Here is a 16,699-nt window from a genome sequence, read left to right as displayed (position 1 = left end):
AGTGGCCGACACAGGAAAGCATGAGGGTGAATGACAATTCACCCTATCGGTGAATGGCCATTCACCCAACTCCGGCATCGGTTCGCTGCGGCTGCTCGCGGCCGGACAGCACCCTCGCGTGCACGCTCCGCGCGACCTTCGGGCCCAGCCAGCGCTTGAGCCGTCGCAGCGCCTGCGACTGCGCCGCCGCGCGGTCGATCCGGTAGTAGAGCTGGGGCGGCACGTAGGGCAGCAGGGGCGAGTGGCGCTGGCCGAGCAGGGCGAACATCCGCTCCGGGGGCAGGTCGATGTACCGGGTCAGGTTCTCGTACCACTGGGCGCTGTAGCGGGCCGCGCTCTGCACGGAGAGCAGGGCCGCCCGGCGTTCGCGCTCGTAGCGGGCCAGGGCCTGCGGGAGTCCGGTGTGGTCGCGCAGCGCGGCGGCGAGCGCCATGGAGTCCTCCAGGGCGAGGGTGGTGCCGGCGCCGATGGAGTAGTGGGTGGTGTGGGCGGCGTCGCCCAGCAGGACGAGGTTGCCGCGGTGCCAGGTGCGGTTGGTGAGGGTGCGGAAGGTCAGCCACTGGGCGCCGCCGTCGCCCGAGGCGCGGCCGAGCAGCGGATGTCCGTCCAGTACGTGGGCGAAGAGCTTCTCCAGCAGGGCCGTCCCCTCGGACTCGCTCACCCGGTCGAGCCCGAGGCCCGTCCAGGTCTCCGGGGCGCATTCGACCACGCAGGTGCTGTGGCCGGGGCCGAAGGGATAGCCGTAGCACCAGATCCAGCCGTGCACGCTCTCCACGAAGGCGAAGGTGAAGGAGTCGAAGACCTTGGTGGTGCCGAGCCAGGTGTAGGTGTTGCGGCCCGCCGTCAGCTCCGTGCCGAAGTGTCCGGCGTGCGCGGTGCGCAGGGCGCTGCGCACCCCGTCGCCGGCCACGACGAGGTCGGCCTCCGGCAACCGGTCGGGGGTGACCTCGTGCGCGAACTCCAGTCGCACCCCGAGCGAGCGGGCGCGGGCGGTGAGGATCTCCAGCAGCCGGTGGCGGCCGATGCCGTGGCCCTCGTCGCCGGGCCTGCGGGTCGACAGGTCCCGCACATGGGCTACGCCCTGGCGCCAGCGGACGGAGCTCTCCTCGACGGCGCGCGCCGACTCGGGGTCGTGGGCGTGGAGCTTGTCGAGCAGTTCGCGCCAGTACGTGACACCCCAGCCGTAGGTGGAGCCCTCGGGGTCGCGCTCGTAGACGGTGATGTCGTGGGACGGGTTCTGCCCCTTCAGCAGGATCGAGAGATACAGGCCGGCGGGCCCGCCTCCGACACAGGCGACCTTCACACGCACCCCTAGGAATTACCCAAAGCGGTCAGTTGACGACGCAGAGTAGCAGCCCGGGCCTCCGGGTTCCGGCCACCCGGATCGCGCCAGTCTCGCGGGGTGAGCCAGGCCACACGCAGGCCAGGCCTCTGCGAAAGATCATCCGAATCCGGCCCGCCGAGGGAAGGATTTCCCCCTTCCGGGGGTCGGAGGGCGCCGGAGACAGCAAGATCATCTTCGTTCAACCTTGCATGACATGTGGCTACTTGTCCTGATCACAGCCAACCGTCCCGAAGCGATTTCTCCCGCTCTGGACCGAACGGATAGGCATACGGGGTCGTCAACCGAACTCACCTGGGAGGTCCCGTATGCCGGAACTCAGCCGACGCCGCGCGCTCACCGCCGCGGCAGCCCTCGCCGCCTCGGCCGGCGCCACGACCGTCACCGCCGCCGGGCAGGCCGCGGCCGTCAGCACCGCCAAACCGGCCGCGGCCGACGCCCACGACCACGGCCTTCCCGAACCCTTCGACGAGGTCTACAAGGGCCGTCGCATACAGGGCCGGGCCGCCGCGGGCGGCCATCACCACGGGGGCGGCCACGGCGACGGATACGCGGTGTTCGTCGACGGCGTGGAACTGCACGTGATGCGCAACGCCGACGGGACCTGGATCAGCGTCGTCAGCCACTACGCCCCGGTGGCCGGTCCGCGCGCCGCCGCGCGCGCCGCGGTCGACGAGCTCCAGGGCGCCCGGCTCGTCCCCTTCCCCGCCAACTGACCGTTCCGCGCGAGCACTTCGGGAGCACCCGCACATGACCGTCCGCAAGAACCAGGCGAGCCTGACCGCCGACGAGAAGCGGCGTTTCGTCGCCACCGTCCTCGAACTCAAGCGCAGCGGCCGCTACGACGCCTTCGTCACCACGCACAACGCCTTCATCGTCGGCGACACCGACAACGGCGAGCGCACCGGCCACCGTTCGCCGTCCTTCCTGCCCTGGCACCGCAGATTCCTGCTGGAGTTCGAGCGGGCGCTCCAGTCGGTGGACCCCTCGGTGGCGCTGCCGTACTGGAACTGGTCCGTCGACCGTTCCGCGCGGGCCTCGCTGTGGGCGCCGGACTTCCTCGGCGGCACCGGACGCAGCCTGGACGGCCGCGTGATGGACGGCCCGTTCGCGGCGGCCGGCGGGAACTGGCCGCTCAACGTCCGGGTGGACGGCCGGACTTATCTGCGGCGCTCACTCGGCACCGGGGTGCGCGAACTGCCGACGCCGGCCGAGGTCGACTCCGTGCTGGCGATGGCGACGTACGACATGGCGCCCTGGAACAGCGGCTCGGACGGCTTCCGCAACCATCTGGAGGGCTGGCGCGGGGTCAATCTGCACAACCGGGTCCATGTCTGGGTCGGCGGTCAGATGGCGACCGGGGTGTCCCCGAACGACCCGGTGTTCTGGCTGCACCACGCGTACATCGACAAGCTGTGGGCCCAGTGGCAGCGCAGGCACCCCGCCTCCGGCTACCTGCCCACCGCCGGGACACCGGACGTCGTCGACCGCGACGAGCGGATGAAGCCCTGGAACGACACGTCCCCGGCCGATCTGCTCGACCACACCGCCCACTACACCTTCGACACCGACTGACCGACCCGACCGACCCGACCGACCCGGTCCACGACGGACGCGGGCGGGGTCCGGTGCACGCACCGGACCCCGCCCGCACCGATCGACATCCCGTGCTCAGCCGGCTGCGGCGGTCCGGCACTCCGGGTGGCCCCAGCCCTGGTCGTTCTTGGCGATCGGCTCGCCGGCCGCGTACGGACGTCCGCACACGCAGCGGCCGGGGAACTTCGCCTTGATCGTCCGCGCGGAGCCGCCGGAGCGCGCCGCGGCGGACTTGCCCGCGGCGGTCTTGCCCGCGGAGCGTGCGGAGGAGGGACGGCGGCGCGAGGCACCGGACGGCGGGGTGTCCGGCGAGGGCGGCGGCTCGGGCGAGCCGAGCGCGCTGCCCGCGGCCTCCTGGACGATCGCCGCCTGGCTGGCGGCGCGGTCGGCAAAGTCGTTGAGCGGGTCGCCGTCGACCTGGTGGGCCGGTACGTACCGGAACTCGACCGAGCGGCCGTCGAGGAGCGCGTCGATGCGTACGACGAGCTCCTGATTGGCGACCGGCTTGCCCGCGGACGTCTTCCAGCCGTTGCGCTTCCAGCCGGGCAGCCAGGTGGTGACCGCCTTCATCGCGTACTGCGAGTCCATCCGGATCTCCAGCGGGAGTCCGGGGTCGGTCGCCGCCAACAGGCGCTCCAGGGACGTGAGTTCGGCGATGTTGTTGGTCGCCCTGCCCAGCGGCCCGGCTTCCCAGCGGGCCGGGGTCTGTGCCTCGTCGGCGACGACCCACGCCCAGCCCGCCGGTCCCGGGTTCCCCTTCGAAGCCCCGTCGCACGCGGCCACCACACGTTCAAGCATGGTCTCGATCATGCCACGCCCGGCCGCCCCTCCGGGTCACGGTGCACCGGCTCACAAGCCCGCCGGATCAGGAGACGTCCGTGCTCTTCGGCATCTCCCCCGCCGTCCTGGTGATGTCGATCACCGAGAAGTTCGCCCCCTGCGGGTCGCTGAGCGCCGCGAACCGGCCGAACGGGCTGTCCATCGGACCGAACCGGAGCACCGCACCGTGCTCGGCGGCCTTGGCGACGGCCTCGTCGCAGTCGGCGACGGTGAAGTAGACGTTGATGTACGAGGGCACCTCGGGCGGGAATTTCGTCCGTCATCCTCATCCGGCCGAGGACGGTCCGGTCGCCGAGGTCGAACATGCGGAAGTCGACCGCGTCGTCCTGCAACTGCTTCGCCGTGTAGGAGAAGACCGCGGGGAGGAACGCGTCCGTCTTCTCGGGCTCACGGGTGAAGACCTCGGCCCAGCAGTAGGCGCCGGGCTCGGCGGTCGCCTCGAAGCCCGTGTGCAGGCCGCCCTGCCAGACGCCGAAGACGGCGCCGCCGGGCTCGCGGGCCAGGCACATGGTGCCGAACTCGCCGACCCGCATCGGCTCCATCAGCACCTCACCGCCGTTCTCCCGGATCCGCGCCGCGGTGGCGGCGGCGTCCGGCGAGGCGAAGTACAGGCACCACTGCGACTGCCCCTCCTGGCCGGGCATGGGAGGTACGACCGCGGCGACCGCCCTGCCGTTCGCGTAGGCCTGGGTGTAGTTGCCGTACTCCGACGTCGACTCGCCGAAGGTCCAGCCGAGGACGTCGCCGTAGAAGGTCTTGGCGCCCTCCACGTCGCCGAACATCGCATCGGCCCAACACGGGGTTCCCTCAGGTGGTACGGCCATGGCTGCGGACCTCTCGGATCGGTGGCGTCGTCCGGTTCCTCACGCTAGCCATCGGCCGGTTTCACCGCGCCCGAACACGCCCCTCCGTTACACACTGGAAGGAACACGGACGAATATCGACAGATATGGACGGAGACGGGCGGACGTGGGCGCTCGCGGGCGGGTGCGGGCACGGACGGGCACAGACGGGCAACACTGCGGAGGACGGAGCGCGCGATGGCGGACGCGACGATGCCGGCCTGGTCGGTGGTCACCCCGGGGCCGCTCGGGGACGGGCCGCTGCGGCTGGTGGAGAAGCCGGTCCCGGTTCCGGCGGACGACGAACTGCTGGTGCGGGTGCGGGCCTGCGGCGTGTGCCGGACCGACCTGCATGTCGCCGAGGGTGATCTGCCGGTACGCAGGGCCGGGGTGACGCCGGGGCACGAGGTGGTCGGCGAGGTGGCGGGCCTCGGCGCGGAGGTGCGCGGCTTCGCGCCGGGCGAGCGGGTGGGCGTGGCCTGGCTGCGCCGCACCGACGGCACCTGCGCGTACTGCGTGCGCGGCGCCGAGAACCTCTGCCCGGCCTCGCGGTACACGGGGTGGGACGCCGACGGGGGCTACGCGCCGTACACCACCGTTCCGGCCGCGTTCGCCCACCGGCTGCCCGCGGACGTCGACGACGTGGCGCTCGCGCCGCTGCTGTGCGCGGGAATCATCGGTTACCGGGCGCTGCGGCGCGCCGCGCTGCCGCCGGGCGGACGGCTCGGGCTCTACGGCTTCGGCGGCAGCGCCCATCTGTGCGCGCAGCTCGCGCTGGCGGAGGGGGCCACCGTGCACGTGCTGACGCGGGGGGCCGCCGCGCGCCGGCTTGCGCTGGAGCTGGGGGCGGCCTCGGCCCGGGACGCCTACGACCTGCCGCCCGAACCTCTGGACAGCGCCGTCCTGTTCGCTCCCGCGGGCGAACTGGTCCCGGTCGCCCTGCGGGCGCTGGACCGGGGCGGGGTGCTGTCGATCGCCGGCATCCATCTGAGCGATGTGCCCGCGCTGCACTACGAGAGCGAGCTGTTCTACGAGAAGGAGGTCCGCAGCGTCACCTCCAACACCCGTGCGGACGCCCGGGAGTTCCTGGCCCTGGCCGCCCGTCACAGGGTGCGCGCGACCACGCACGTCTATCCGCTGTCGCGGGCGGACCGGGCCCTGGCGGACCTCGCGGCGGGACGCTTCGACGGGGCCGCGGTGCTGGTGGACGACCTCTCCTGACCTCTCCTGACCCCTTCGGGCCCCTTGTGGCCTCTCCAAACTCACCGCTCACACTGCCGTTCCGGCGCACGGAAGCTCACAAGACACTCCTTCCGCCTCATTCGGGATGTTTGACCATCTGCTGTGCAAATCCGCCCCTCTTGCGCCGTACCCCTCCGCCGTCCCGGCTGTTTGGCTTGGTCCAGCGCACGGCCCGCCCGGGCACCGACGACCCGTCCGCTCACCCTTGTCCGACTCTTCCGGGAGAGAATGTGTCCACTCCGGACAGCGCCACCGGTCCCGTCACCGACGAGCCCGCACCCGAGCCCTCCGCCGAGGCACCCCTCACCAGTCTCAGCACCCAGGCGGCCCGCCGGCTCGCCACCACCACCAAGTCGGCGCCGCAGATGCAGGCGATCAGCTCGCGCTGGCTGCTGCGCGCGCTGCCGTGGGTGGACGTCAAGGGCGGCACCTACCGGGTGAACCGACGGCTGACGCTGCGGGCCGGCCGGGGGCGGGTGCAGTTCGAGCAGAACGGCGCCGACGACATCAAGGTCGTCCCCCAGACGCTGACCGAGCTGCCGACCCTGCGCGGTTACGGCGACCTGGAGGTCCTCGAGGAGCTCGCCTCCCGCTTCCGGGTCCGCAGGGTGCGCTCCGGCCAGGTCCTGTACGAGGCCGGGCAGCCCATGACGGAGGCCTATCTGGTCGTCCACGGCCGGTTCACCCGGTACACGGCCGGCAAGTACGGCGAGGAGGAGATCCTCGGGGTCGTCAGCGGCGGCGACCAGCTCGGGGACGAGGGCATCGGCCGGCCCGACCCGCTGTGGCTGACCTCGGTACGGGCGGAGACGGAAGGGGTGCTGCTGACCCTGCCCTGGGACGTCGTCATGGACCTCACCGAGCGGGCGCCCTCCCTCGCCGCACACCTGCGGGCCTACGCCGAGCGGCAGGAACGGCCCATGAACCGCAAGGGCGAGGCCGGCGTCCCGCTCCAGGCCGGTCATGTCGGCGAGCCGACGATCGACGGCGGCTTCGTGGACTACGACCTCGCGCCGCGCGAGTACGAACTGTCGCTCACCCAGACCGTGCTGAAGGTCCACACCCGGGTCGCCGACCTCTACAACCAGCCGATGAACCAGACCGAGGAGCAGCTGCGGCTGACCGTCGAGGAGGTCCGCGAGCGCCAGGAGTGGGAGCTGGTCAACAACCGGGAGTTCGGGCTGCTGCACAACGCCGACTACGGGCAGCGCATCAGCACCTTCACCGGCCCGCCGACCCCGGACGACATGGACGAGCTGCTGTCCATGCGCCGCAGGACCAAGCTGTTCCTGGCCCATCCGAAGGCGATCGCCGCCTTCTTCCGGCAGTGCAACCGACGCGGTCTGGTGCCCGGTACCGCGAACGTCGAGGGGCACGAGATCCCGGCCTGGCGGGGTGTGCCGATCTATCCCTGCAACAAGCTCCCGATCAGCGACCGGCACACCAGCAGCATCGTGGCGCTGCGCACCGGGGAGTCCGACCAGGGGGTCGTCGGCCTGTACCAGACCGGCCTGCCGGACGAGTTCCAGCCGGGGCTGAACGTGCGGTTCATGGGGATCGACACCGCCGCGATCATCCGCTACCTGGTCACCGCCTACTACTCGATGGCCATCCTGGTGCCCGACGCGGTGGGCGTCCTGGAGAACGTGCAGCTCGGCCGGACCGCCGACTGACCGCGGGGAGCACGACATGAGCACACCCCCCGGCGGCGGCTTCGCGCTGCCCGGAGCACCCGATCTCGCCGGCTCCCTCACCACCCGGCGCGGCGGGGCGGTCCCCGGCCTCAGACACCGGCCCGTCGCCCCCGCCGACCCCGAGAAGGCCGCGGAGATCGACCGCAGGCTGGAGGAGTGGGCCCGCGCCCTCGACCTGTTCCCCGAGGCCTGGAACGGCGACTTCGCGGGGTTCCAGTTCGGCCGGGCCGTGGTGCTCCAGCACCCGGCGGCGGCCGGCCTGGACCACCTCACCGTCGCGGGCAAGCTGCTGCTGGCCGAGAACATCGTCGACAACTGCTACTGCGAGGAGGACGAGGACAAGGGCGGATCGCGCAGCGGCCTGGGGGGCCGGCTGATCCTGGCCCAGTCGGCGCTCGACCCGTACCACGGCCCGCCCGCGGTCCAGGAGGACTGGCTGCGCGGTATGCAGGCCGACGGGCCGCTGCGGTCGTACCACTGGGCCCTCAAGGAGTACGCCGCCCTCGCCACCCCCTCCCAGACCGACCGTTTCGTGCACGACATCGCGCGGCTGCACCTGGGCTATCTCGCCGAGGCCGCCTGGGGCGAGGCCCGTCACACGCCGCGGGTGTGGGAGTACCTGGTGATGCGGCAGTTCAACAACTTCCGGCCCTGTCTGTCGATCGTCGACGCGGTGGACGGCTACGAACTGCCGGAGGCGGTCTACGCCCGCCCCGAGATCCAGCGCATCACGGTGCTGGCCGCGAACGCGACCACGATCGTCAACGACCTGTACTCCTTCACCAAGGAACTGGCCGACCCCACCCACCTCAACCTGCCCCAGGTCGTCGCCGCCAACGAGCGGTGCGGGCTGAAGGCCGCCTATCTGAGGGCCGTCGGGATCCACAACGAGATCATGGACGCCTTCGAGGCGGAGTCCGCCCTGCTGTCGGCCGGCTCGCCGCTCGTCGAACGCTACGCCCGGAGCCTTTCGGACTGGGTGGCGGGCAACCACGAGTGGCACGCGACCAACACCCACCGCTACCACCTGCCCGACTACTGGTAACACCGACCAGATCACTGATCATGCGTCAGACGCCTCACGAGGAGCCCTACTTGACCACCGTCCCCGCCACCACGACCGCATCGGTGCCCACCCAGTCCACGTACCAGAACCGCGTCGCGGACTACTGGAACGCCGAGGAGAACCCGGTCAATCTCGAACTCGGAAGGCTGGACGACCTCTACCACCACCACTACGGCGTCGGAGCCGTCGACTGGACCGTGGTCGAGGAGAGCGACCCGCTGCGGCGCCAGGACCGCATCACCGCCGAACTGCACCGCCTGGAGCACGCCCAGGCCGAGATCCTGGCCGGCCGGCTCGGCCCCCTCACCCCCGCCGACCGTGTCTTCGACGCCGGCTGCGGCCGCGGCGGCGGCAGCGTGGTGGCGCACCTGCGCTACGGCTGCCGCACGGACGGCGTGACGATCTCCGCCAAGCAGGCCGCGTTCGCCAACGAGCAGGCCCGCAAGCGCGGTGTCGACGACCTGGTGCGCTACCACCACCGCAACATGCTCGACACCGGCCTGGAGACCGGCGCCTACGCCGCGTCGTGGAACAACGAGTCCACCATGTACGTCGAGCTGGACCAGCTCTTCGCCGAGCACGCCCGCCTGCTGCGCCGCGGCGGCCGCTACGTGGTCATCACCGGCTGCTACAACGACACCTACGGGCAGGCCTCCCGCGAGGTGTCGCTCATCAACGCCCACTACATCTGCGACATCCATCCGCGGTCGGCGTACTTCCGGGCCATGGCGCGCAACCGGCTCGTGCCCGTCCACGTGGAGGACCTCACCGAGGCGACGATCCCCTACTGGGATCTGCGCCGGCAGGCCCCCCATCTGGTCACGGGCATCGAGGAGACCTTCCTGTCCGCGTACCGCAACGGCAGCTTCCAGTACCTGATGATCGTGGCCGACCGCGTCTGAGTCCCGGCCCGTCGGTCCCGGCCCCGGGGTGTCCCGCCCCCCGGGGCCGTCCGGCGTGCGACCGCGGCCGGTTCACTCGCCCGCGTGGGCCCGGTCCAGGGCGGCGATGTCGAGCTTGCCCATGGAGAGCATCAGCCGGGTCGTACGGGCCGCCTTCTGCGGGTCGGGGTCACCGATCATGTCGATGAGGCGGTCGGGGATGACCTGCCAGGACAGGCCGTACCGGTCCTTGAGCCAGCCGCAGGAGCCCGGTTCGCCGCCGTCCTCGGTGAGCCTGGTCCAGTAGTGGTCGACCTCCGCCTGGTCCGCGCAGTGGATCTGGAAGGAGACCGACTCGTTGAAGGTGAACTGCGGGCCGCCGTTGAGCGCGACGAACCGCTGCCCGTTGGCGGTGAACTCCACGGCCAGCACGGTACCGGCCGGGCCGGGTCCGGCGTCGTTGGTGTAGCCGGTCCGGACGATGCCGGAGTTCTTGAAGATCGACACGTAGTAGTGGGCGGCCTCCTCCGCCTGCCCGTCGAACCACAGGCACGTGGTGAATCCGTCGGTGGTCATGCGCACCTCCTGGAGCGTGGAACCCGGTTCACCAGTGTCGACCGGAGGCGGCCGCGAAACTCATCGGCCGGGCGGCGGTCTGCTCCGACCGGCCCGGCCGCCGTACGGAACGGCGTCGACGGCCGTCCTGGGCCGGGAGCTCTGCCGACGGCGAATCTGCCGCGGGCCGATAAATCCCCGGGCGCACCCGTGCCCGGCCGAGAGTGGGGAGCGCGGTACGGCCGACCGGCCGCGCCCGACGGACGACCCTCAGGAGGGCCGATGTCCCCACTCACCCCGGCACCCCGGCAGACCTGGCCGCCGTACGCCCAGGAGGGCGACACCCCGGTGACCCGGTTCGACGACCATCTGGCATCGCAGTTGCTCGCGCAGCGGATCGTCCTGCTGGGCACCCAGGTCGACGAGGTCTCCGCGAACCGGGTCTGCGCCCAGTTGCTGATCCTGTCGGCGGAGGACCCCCGCACCGACATCAGCCTGTACATCAACAGCCCCGGCGGGTCCGTGCACGCGGGCCTGGCCATCTACGACACCATGCGGCTGATCCCAAACGACGTCGGCACGCTCGCGATGGGGTTCGCCGCCAGCATGGGGCAGTTCCTGCTGAGCGTCGGCGCGCCCGGCAAGCGGCACGCCCTGCCGCACGCGCGGATCATGATGCACCAGCCGTCGGCCGGGATCGGCGGCACCACCGCGGACATCGAGATCCAGGCGGACAACCTGGAGTTCACCAAGCGGACCATCGAACGGATCACCGCCGAGCACACCGGCCAGAGTCCGGAGACCATCGCCCGGGACGGCGACCGGGACCGCTGGTTCACGGCCGAGGAGGCCAAGGAGTACGGCATGGTGGACGGCGTCGTGGAGTCCCTCGCGGACGTGCGCCCGGCCGCCGCACGGCGAAGGATCGGACTCTGACGTGGGGACGTACACGATTCCGAACGTCGTCGAGCGCACCCCGCAGGGCGAGCGGTCCTACGACGTGTTCAGCCGGCTGCTGTCGGAGCGGATCGTCTTCCTCGGCACCGAGATCGACGACGGCGTCGCCAACGTCGTCATCGCCCAGCTCCTCCATCTGGAGTCCTCCGCGCCGGAGAGCGAGATCGCGATCTACATCAACTCCCCCGGCGGCTCGTTCACCTCGCTGATGGCGATCTACGACACGATGACGTTCGTGCAGGCGCCGATCTCGACGTTCTGCGTCGGGCAGGCGGCCTCCACCGCGGCCGTCCTGCTGGCCGGCGGCGATCCGGGGCGGCGGTTCGTGCTGGAGCACGCGCGGGTGCTGCTCGGGCAGCCCGCCAGCGGCGGTCGGCAGGGCATGGTCTCCGACCTCGCCCTCCAGGCCAAGGAGATGGTCCGGATCCGCGCCCAGGTGGAGGAGGTGCTGTCCCGGCACACCCGCCACGACATCCCTACGCTGCGCGCGGACATGGACCGGGACAAGGTGTTCACCGCGCCGGAGGCGGTGGCCTACGGCCTGGCGGACGAGGTGCTGAGCCGCCGCCGGACGGGCTGACGGCGGGCCGTCGTGCCGAGCCGCCGCCGGACCGTCCGGCGGCGGGTCGTCAGGCGGCGGGTCGTCAGGCGGCGGGTCGTCAGGCGGCGGGTCGTCAGGCCGCCAGGCAGAGTCCGCCGTGCGGCGCGCGGGGCGTCGGGCGGCCGGCACGGGACTGCCGGCCGAGTTCCCGGTGCGCCAGCGACAGCAGGTCGCCGAGGCCCAGGCCGAGAGCGTGGGCGGCGGCCGCGAGGACCTCCGAGGAGGCCTCCTTGCGGCCGCGTTCCACCTCGGACAGGTACGGCATGGAGATCCGGGCCTGTTCGGCCACGTCCTTGAGCGTGCGCTCCTGGGCGAGACGTTCGCGGCGCAGCACGTCGCCGATCAGGTCCCGCCACAGCGGTTCCCTGGCAGCGGGCGGTCGGGCCGACGAGGGGGCCGGGGATGCCGGGGCCGTCGGGGGTGCCGACGACGGCCGGACGGTGCGCGGGCGCAACGGGATGACGCGGGCTTCGTTCGGCGCTTGGCTGCTCACCCTCCCAGCCTAGGAGCACGGGCGGCGGCGGGAAGCGTACGGCGTTGCGCCCTCGGTGGAATCGGACAAAGCGCCTCCGGCCGCGCCGCGTTCGCGCTCCGTCCCGGGCGCGCCGCCGACACCGGACGTCCACTTCCTCCGCACGTCGTGTGCATGGCACGGCGCACCCCGGGTACGCGGATTTCAGAGGGGCCGCCGGTGCCGCTGTCCGGTGGTCGATCGGTGGTCGAGGAGACCGACGTGGTCGAGGAGACCTGCCGGGTCGAGGAGACCGACGGGAACCGTCGCTTTCGTGGGGAGGGATGGGATGCCCACCGCCGTGATCGGGTTGATCGGGCCGCAGGCACGACGCGGGGCGCGGAACACCGGGGTGGCGGGGGCGCGACCGTTCAGTCCGCGCTCAGTCCCAGCACCGCGCGCACCCGCTTGCCGACCGGCACCCGCTCGGCGGTGACCTGGCGCGCCAGCGCGTGGACGATCTCCAGGCCGTGCCGGCCCACGCGCTGGGGGTCCCGGGGGAAGCGCAGCGGCAGGGCCGCGCTGCTGTCGTAGACGCTCACGGCGATCGTGGCGTCCGTGCCCTCCAGCTCCAGGATGTACGGTCCGTTGCTGTGCCGGTCGGCGTTGGTGACCAGTTCGCTCACCACCAGCAGCAGCGCGCCGCTCGTGCGTTCGCCGATCGTGGCACACCACTCGGTCCGCAGCTGCTCGACGAAGAGCGTGGCGAAAGAACGCGCTTCCGCTATGCAACCGGGCTCGCCGGTGAAGTGGGTCGCCCGCCGTAGCGGTTCCACGGGTACGTCGAAGCCGGTCGGTATCACTGCCCCGCCCAGGTGCTCGGTCATGCGGTTCTCTCTCGGAAGCCGGACTGGCCGGACGCTGCTGCACCTGTGCTCGTACCCCGCGGGACGCCCCGCACTCCCCGGGACCGCCCGGCTCTTCGGGGTACCTCCGTGCGAGCGCGGCGGTCTTCGTCGACGGCGACCGCGGGAGGCGCGTCCGGGGGCGGGGCCCGGGGAGCGTCGAGGGTGGGGCCGGCGGACGCGGACGGCCCTCCCGGCGCGCGGCCGCCGGTGCGGCTGCATAGCGTGGCAGGGTGAGCCGGCGAACCCCCTCCGAGCAGGCGGTCGCCCGTCCCGGCTGGGTACGGGCCGCCGTGACGGTGCTGGCCGGGCTGGTCGCCATGGCAGTGGTGTCCGCGCTCGGGCTGTGGGCGGCGGGCGCGACGGACCTGCCGGACGGAGCCTTCCCGCGGGTGGTGGCGGCGACGGTGGTGAGCGCCGTCGGCGGCAGTGTCGAGCTGTCCGGGAACGTCGGGTCGCTCGCCGAGAGCCGGGCGGGACTGACGGCGACCCCGCTGTCGGTCACCCTCGTCGGAGCGCTCGTCGTGGGCGCCGGTTTCCTGTGGCCGCTGCGGCACCGCGTCGTCACCACGGTCGCCGAGCCGGCCTGGTGGGCCGCGCGGATCGCCGTGCTGTGGCTGCTCGGTCTGCTCGGGCTGGCGCTGGGCGCCCGGCAGAGCTTCGCGATTCCCCTGGGCGAGGGGACGCTCGGCGACCTCGGTGACCTGTTCGGCCTGGAGCCCCGGATGGGTTTCGCCGCGAACGTGCCGTTGACGCTCGCCCTGGGCCTGCTGTGGCTGGCCGTCGTGCTCTTCCTGGCCCTGCTGGTGCCGCGGGCCGCCCCGCTGCCGGCCCGGCTGCTGCGATTCCAGCAGCCGGTGCGGCCTGCCGCGTACGCCATGGTCGTGCTGCTGCTGTCCAGTGTCGTCGTCGGGGCCTGTGTCGCCTTGGTGGTGGCGGCGACCCGGGGACATCCGGCCGAGACCTTCGCCGTGATACTGCTCGGCCTGCCCAACATCGTCTGGATCGCGCTCACCATCGGGATGGGGGCCACCTGGGACGGGCGGGTGCAGGGTCCGTTCCGGCTGCCGCTGCCGCCCGAGGGGGACCGGGCGCTGCGCACCCCGGACGGTGCCACGCTCGACCTGGGCACGCTGACCGACCTCGACGGCCGGTACTGGTGGCTCCTGGTCGCCGCCGTCGTACTGCTGCTGACGGCGGCGTTCGTGCTGGCGGCGTGTTCACCGGCCCGGACACGGGTCTGGCAGCTCGCCGTGCGGACGGCGGTCGCGCTCGCCCTCACCGTCCTGCTGATCTGTCTGGGGTGCCGGGTCTCCGCGTACTACGGCCTGTCCCTGCTCGGCGTCGGCGACCTGGGCGGCAACCTGTCCGGGGTCCTGCTCGTGCGACCGCAGGTGTGGACGGCGCTCGGCCTGGCCCTGCTCTGGGGGCTGGTCACCGGATTTCTCGGCGGTCTGCCCGCCCGCCGGCTGCGCCGGTCCGGCGAAGCGCCGCGGTCCGGCCCCTCCCCCTGACCATTCGGGCGCCGGGCGTCAGGCGACCGGCATGACGAGCACCGGGGCGGCCCGCTGCATCCGCAGTGCGTCGACGGACTCGGCGAGCAGTTCGTACTCGGTGGTGTCGTCGCTGGTGGCGATCCGCACCAGCCGCCCGTCGGCCAGTTCCTCGGCGACCAGTTCCTGTCGTTCCACGTCGGCGCACCAGGCGCGCAGCAGTGCGGGCACGTCGGGCGCGCTCTCCGCGACCGGGACGAGTGAGCTCGGCGGGAAGTGCGGACTCTCCGGCTGCGGGTCGAGCCGCTCGGCGATCCAGGAGGCCCGGTCACGCAGCCACCACAGCGCCAGGGCGAGAGTGGGCGCCCGGTAGGTGCCGAGCGGTACGCCGATCCGCCTCCCGTCGCACATGCCGTAGGCGGTGACGTGGCACAGGAATTCGTCGTGCACGGTTCTCTCCCCCGTAGCGTCTCTCGCTTGCCGGTCGGGCCTCGCTTTCCGTGCGGCTCGTGTATGAAGAACTGTCCCTGACATTCGAGTATGTTGACTACTGAAACACTGTCACCATGACTTTCCGGCCACTCTCTTGGCATATTCACCGCACCGTTTGGCCGAAACGCGACGGGCAGTCCGTTTTCCTCCGACCGTGATCTCCGACCATGGCGAGAACAGTCCGATAACCGTGACAGGAATCATGGCGAGAACCGCTACGGCGGCATCGCGCCCACCGGGCGCCGGAGGCCGGATCACGGCCGTTTCCGGATCTCCGGACCGCTGCTCACCGGGCATGACACCCAGTGCGGCGACGAGTTCCACCGCGCTCGACGGGCTATCGGCGATCTCCCGAAATGGAGACCTCCGGGATCTCCGCGAGCGCAGGACATCAGGGGTCCGGCGGGGAAAGCGGATGCGGAATTCGGCGTGGCACTTCGCCGTGGAAGCACACCGGTGCCACCGCGGGATCCGTAGCGCACCGGCCCGGATCCGTCGAATTCCGCAGCATCCGAGAACCGGCCAAGATCCGCGGAATGATCGGGGGACGTCGTTTCGGAATTTCGCGCTCGGTCGATCTCCTGGATCTACGGGATCTACGGGATCTACGGGATCTCCAGGAAGCAGGCAGGCCGGCGGTGTCGGGATACCGCCGGCCTGTCCCGCTCCCGTCCCGGGAGATGTTCCTCCCGAAGCGCTACGACTTGAGGACCGCGTCGATCCGGGCCAGTTCCTCCGCGTCGAAGTCGAGGTTGCGGATGGCGCCGACGCAGTCCTCCACCTGCTGCGGGCTGCTCGCGCCGACCAGGGCGGAGGTCACCCGTCCGCCGCGCAGCACCCAGGCCAGGGCCAGCTGGGCCAGGCTCTGGCCACGGGACTTGGCGATCTCGTCGAGCGCGCGCAGCCGGGCCACCAGGTCCTCGGTGACCGCGTCCGAGTTCAGGAAGGGGCTGTCGCTCGCGGCCCGCGAACCCTCCGGAATGCCGTCCAGGTAGCGGCCGGTCAGCAGGCCCTGTTCCAGCGGGGAGAAGACGATGGACCCGACCTGGAGCTCGTCCAGCGCGTCCAGCACGCCCTCCGTCTCGGGGCGCCGGTCCAGCATCGAGTAGCGCGGCTGGTGGATCAGCAGCGGGGTGCCGAGCTCGCCGAGGATGCGGGCGGCCTCCCGGGTCTGCTCGGCGGAGTAGTTGGAGATGCCGACGTACAGCGCCTTGCCCTGCTGCACCGCGGAGTGCAGCGCGCCCATCGTCTCCTCCAGCGGAGTCTCCGGGTCGGGGCGGTGCGAGTAGAAGATGTCGACGTAGTCCAGGCCCATCCGGGTGAGGCTCTGGTCCAGCGAGGACAGCAGGTACTTGCGGGAGCCCCATTCGCCGTACGGGCCCGGCCACATCAGGTATCCGGCCTTGGTGGAGACCACCAGCTCGTCGCGGTGGGCGGCGAAGTCCGCCCGCAGCGCCTCGCCGAAGGCCGACTCGGCGGCGCCGGGCGGCGGGCCGTAGTTGTTGGCCAGGTCGAAGTGGGTGACGCCGAGGTCGAAGGCGCGGCGCAGGATGGCCCGCTGGGTCTGTACCGGGCGGTCCGGGCCGAAGTTGTGCCACAGGCCGAGCGACAGCGCGGGGAGCTTGAGGCCGCTGCGTCCGGTGCGCCGGTAGGGCATGTCCGCGTAACGGTCGGGGTGTGCGGTGTACAACGCGACTCCATCAGGGGTTGGCACGGTGATCGGTTCAGGGAACCGGTACCCA

16 protein-coding genes and 1 pseudogene are annotated in these 16,699 nt (G+C 71.7%); 9 read left to right on the top strand and 8 right to left on the bottom strand.

Translation table 11 applies throughout. From position 1 onward, the window contains the following. Positions 1–61: 61 nt before the first annotated feature. Positions 62–1,303, bottom strand: coding sequence for an FAD-dependent monooxygenase (locus ACWC24_RS17990; protein ID WP_450663837.1), 1,242 nt, complete (start codon positions 1,301–1,303; stop codon positions 62–64). A gap of 347 nt (positions 1,304–1,650) precedes the next feature. Here ACWC24_RS17990 and melC1 point away from each other — a divergent pair, with 347 nt between their 5' ends. Both melC1 and melC2 read left to right on the top strand, forming a co-directional pair. Beyond that, the gene (gene melC1 / locus ACWC24_RS17985) at positions 1,651–2,058 is read left to right on the top strand and encodes an apotyrosinase chaperone MelC1 (RefSeq protein ID WP_450663785.1); all 408 of its coding nucleotides are present in this window, start codon (positions 1,651–1,653) and stop codon (positions 2,056–2,058) included. A gap of 34 nt (positions 2,059–2,092) precedes the next feature. Next, entirely contained in the window at positions 2,093–2,917 is an 825-nt protein-coding gene (melC2, locus tag ACWC24_RS17980) for a tyrosinase MelC2 (protein ID WP_450663784.1), read from the top strand. A 96-nt stretch (positions 2,918–3,013) separates the two neighbouring features. Here the strand turns inward: melC2 and ACWC24_RS17975 are convergent, their stop codons facing one another. Together ACWC24_RS17975 and ACWC24_RS17970 are read right to left on the bottom strand one after the other, a co-directional pair. Further along, positions 3,014–3,748, bottom strand: a complete 735-nt coding sequence (locus tag ACWC24_RS17975) for a ribonuclease H family protein (RefSeq protein ID WP_450663783.1) — start codon at positions 3,746–3,748, stop codon at positions 3,014–3,016. Between the two features lie 55 nt (positions 3,749–3,803). Then, positions 3,804–4,602, bottom strand: a pseudogene (locus tag ACWC24_RS17970) (VOC family protein). Between the two features lie 231 nt (positions 4,603–4,833). On the opposite strand from ACWC24_RS17970, the gene ACWC24_RS17965 reads away from it, so the two are divergent. The 4 genes from ACWC24_RS17965 to ACWC24_RS17950 all read left to right on the top strand — a co-directional run bounded on the left by ACWC24_RS17965 (position 4,834) and on the right by ACWC24_RS17950 (position 9,524). Further along, positions 4,834–5,841, top strand: a complete 1,008-nt coding sequence (locus tag ACWC24_RS17965) for a zinc-binding alcohol dehydrogenase family protein (RefSeq protein WP_450663836.1) — start codon at positions 4,834–4,836, stop codon at positions 5,839–5,841. A 251-nt stretch (positions 5,842–6,092) separates the two neighbouring features. After that, complete coding sequence (locus ACWC24_RS17960) at positions 6,093–7,535, top strand: family 2B encapsulin nanocompartment shell protein (RefSeq protein WP_450663782.1); 1,443 nt, start codon at positions 6,093–6,095, stop codon at positions 7,533–7,535. A gap of 16 nt (positions 7,536–7,551) precedes the next feature. Further along, positions 7,552–8,601 (top strand): family 2 encapsulin nanocompartment cargo protein terpene cyclase, encoded by a 1,050-nt coding sequence (locus tag ACWC24_RS17955; RefSeq protein ID WP_450663781.1) that lies wholly within the window; start codon positions 7,552–7,554, stop codon positions 8,599–8,601. A gap of 20 nt (positions 8,602–8,621) precedes the next feature. Next, a complete protein-coding gene (locus ACWC24_RS17950) occupies positions 8,622–9,524 on the top strand; it encodes a geranyl diphosphate 2-C-methyltransferase (RefSeq protein ID WP_450663780.1) in 903 nt (300 codons plus the stop codon). A gap of 72 nt (positions 9,525–9,596) precedes the next feature. Here the strand turns inward: ACWC24_RS17950 and ACWC24_RS17945 are convergent, their stop codons facing one another. Next, positions 9,597–10,079 (bottom strand): VOC family protein, encoded by a 483-nt coding sequence (locus ACWC24_RS17945; protein ID WP_450663779.1) that lies wholly within the window; start codon positions 10,077–10,079, stop codon positions 9,597–9,599. 261 nt (positions 10,080–10,340) lie between these two features. On the opposite strand from ACWC24_RS17945, the gene ACWC24_RS17940 reads away from it, so the two are divergent. Continuing rightward, a complete protein-coding gene (locus tag ACWC24_RS17940; protein ID WP_450663778.1) occupies positions 10,341–10,994 on the top strand; it encodes an ATP-dependent Clp protease proteolytic subunit in 654 nt (217 codons plus the stop codon). A 1-nt stretch (position 10,995) separates the two neighbouring features. Beyond that, positions 10,996–11,595, top strand: coding sequence for a ClpP family protease (locus tag ACWC24_RS17935; RefSeq protein ID WP_450663777.1), 600 nt, complete (start codon positions 10,996–10,998; stop codon positions 11,593–11,595). A gap of 94 nt (positions 11,596–11,689) precedes the next feature. Here the strand turns inward: ACWC24_RS17935 and ACWC24_RS17930 are convergent, their stop codons facing one another. Continuing rightward, complete coding sequence (locus tag ACWC24_RS17930; RefSeq protein ID WP_450663776.1) at positions 11,690–12,109, bottom strand: helix-turn-helix domain-containing protein; 420 nt, start codon at positions 12,107–12,109, stop codon at positions 11,690–11,692. 389 nt (positions 12,110–12,498) lie between these two features. Continuing rightward, the gene (locus tag ACWC24_RS17925) at positions 12,499–12,954 is read right to left on the bottom strand and encodes an ATP-binding protein (RefSeq protein WP_450663775.1); all 456 of its coding nucleotides are present in this window, start codon (positions 12,952–12,954) and stop codon (positions 12,499–12,501) included. Positions 12,955–13,205: 251 nt separating this feature from the next. Between ACWC24_RS17925 and ACWC24_RS17920 the strand changes: the two genes are divergently transcribed. Then, positions 13,206–14,486, top strand: coding sequence for a streptophobe family protein (locus ACWC24_RS17920; protein ID WP_450663774.1), 1,281 nt, complete (start codon positions 13,206–13,208; stop codon positions 14,484–14,486). Positions 14,487–14,504: 18 nt separating this feature from the next. Here the strand turns inward: ACWC24_RS17920 and ACWC24_RS17915 are convergent, their stop codons facing one another. Both ACWC24_RS17915 and mgrA read right to left on the bottom strand, forming a co-directional pair. Continuing rightward, complete coding sequence (locus ACWC24_RS17915) at positions 14,505–14,915, bottom strand: hypothetical protein (protein ID WP_450663773.1); 411 nt, start codon at positions 14,913–14,915, stop codon at positions 14,505–14,507. A 739-nt stretch (positions 14,916–15,654) separates the two neighbouring features. Further along, positions 15,655–16,647 (bottom strand): L-glyceraldehyde 3-phosphate reductase, encoded by a 993-nt coding sequence (gene mgrA, locus ACWC24_RS17910; RefSeq protein ID WP_450663772.1) that lies wholly within the window; start codon positions 16,645–16,647, stop codon positions 15,655–15,657. Positions 16,648–16,699: the final 52 nt, after the last annotated feature.

Source organism: Streptomyces sp. NPDC001443, from assembly GCF_053597355.1.
This window is presented reverse-complemented; position numbering and strand designations above follow the sequence as displayed.

Bases quoted from the DNA above. Each gene is read 5' to 3' on its own strand.
- melC1 (WP_450663785.1), top strand. From the start codon at position 1,651: ATGCCGGAACTCAGCCGACGCCGCGCGCTCACCGCCGCGGCAGCCCTC.
- melC2 (WP_450663784.1), top strand. From the start codon at position 2,093: ATGACCGTCCGCAAGAACCAGGCGAGCCTGACCGCCGACGAGAAGCGG.
- ACWC24_RS17975 (WP_450663783.1), bottom strand. From the start codon at position 3,748: ATGATCGAGACCATGCTTGAACGTGTGGTGGCCGCGTGCGACGGGGCT.
- ACWC24_RS17965 (WP_450663836.1), top strand. From the start codon at position 4,834: ATGCCGGCCTGGTCGGTGGTCACCCCGGGGCCGCTCGGGGACGGGCCG.
- ACWC24_RS17955 (WP_450663781.1), top strand. From the start codon at position 7,552: ATGAGCACACCCCCCGGCGGCGGCTTCGCGCTGCCCGGAGCACCCGAT.
- ACWC24_RS17950 (WP_450663780.1), top strand. From the start codon at position 8,622: ATGCGTCAGACGCCTCACGAGGAGCCCTACTTGACCACCGTCCCCGCC.
- ACWC24_RS17945 (WP_450663779.1), bottom strand. From the start codon at position 10,079: ATGACCACCGACGGATTCACCACGTGCCTGTGGTTCGACGGGCAGGCG.
- ACWC24_RS17940 (WP_450663778.1), top strand. From the start codon at position 10,341: ATGTCCCCACTCACCCCGGCACCCCGGCAGACCTGGCCGCCGTACGCC.
- ACWC24_RS17925 (WP_450663775.1), bottom strand. From the start codon at position 12,954: ATGACCGAGCACCTGGGCGGGGCAGTGATACCGACCGGCTTCGACGTA.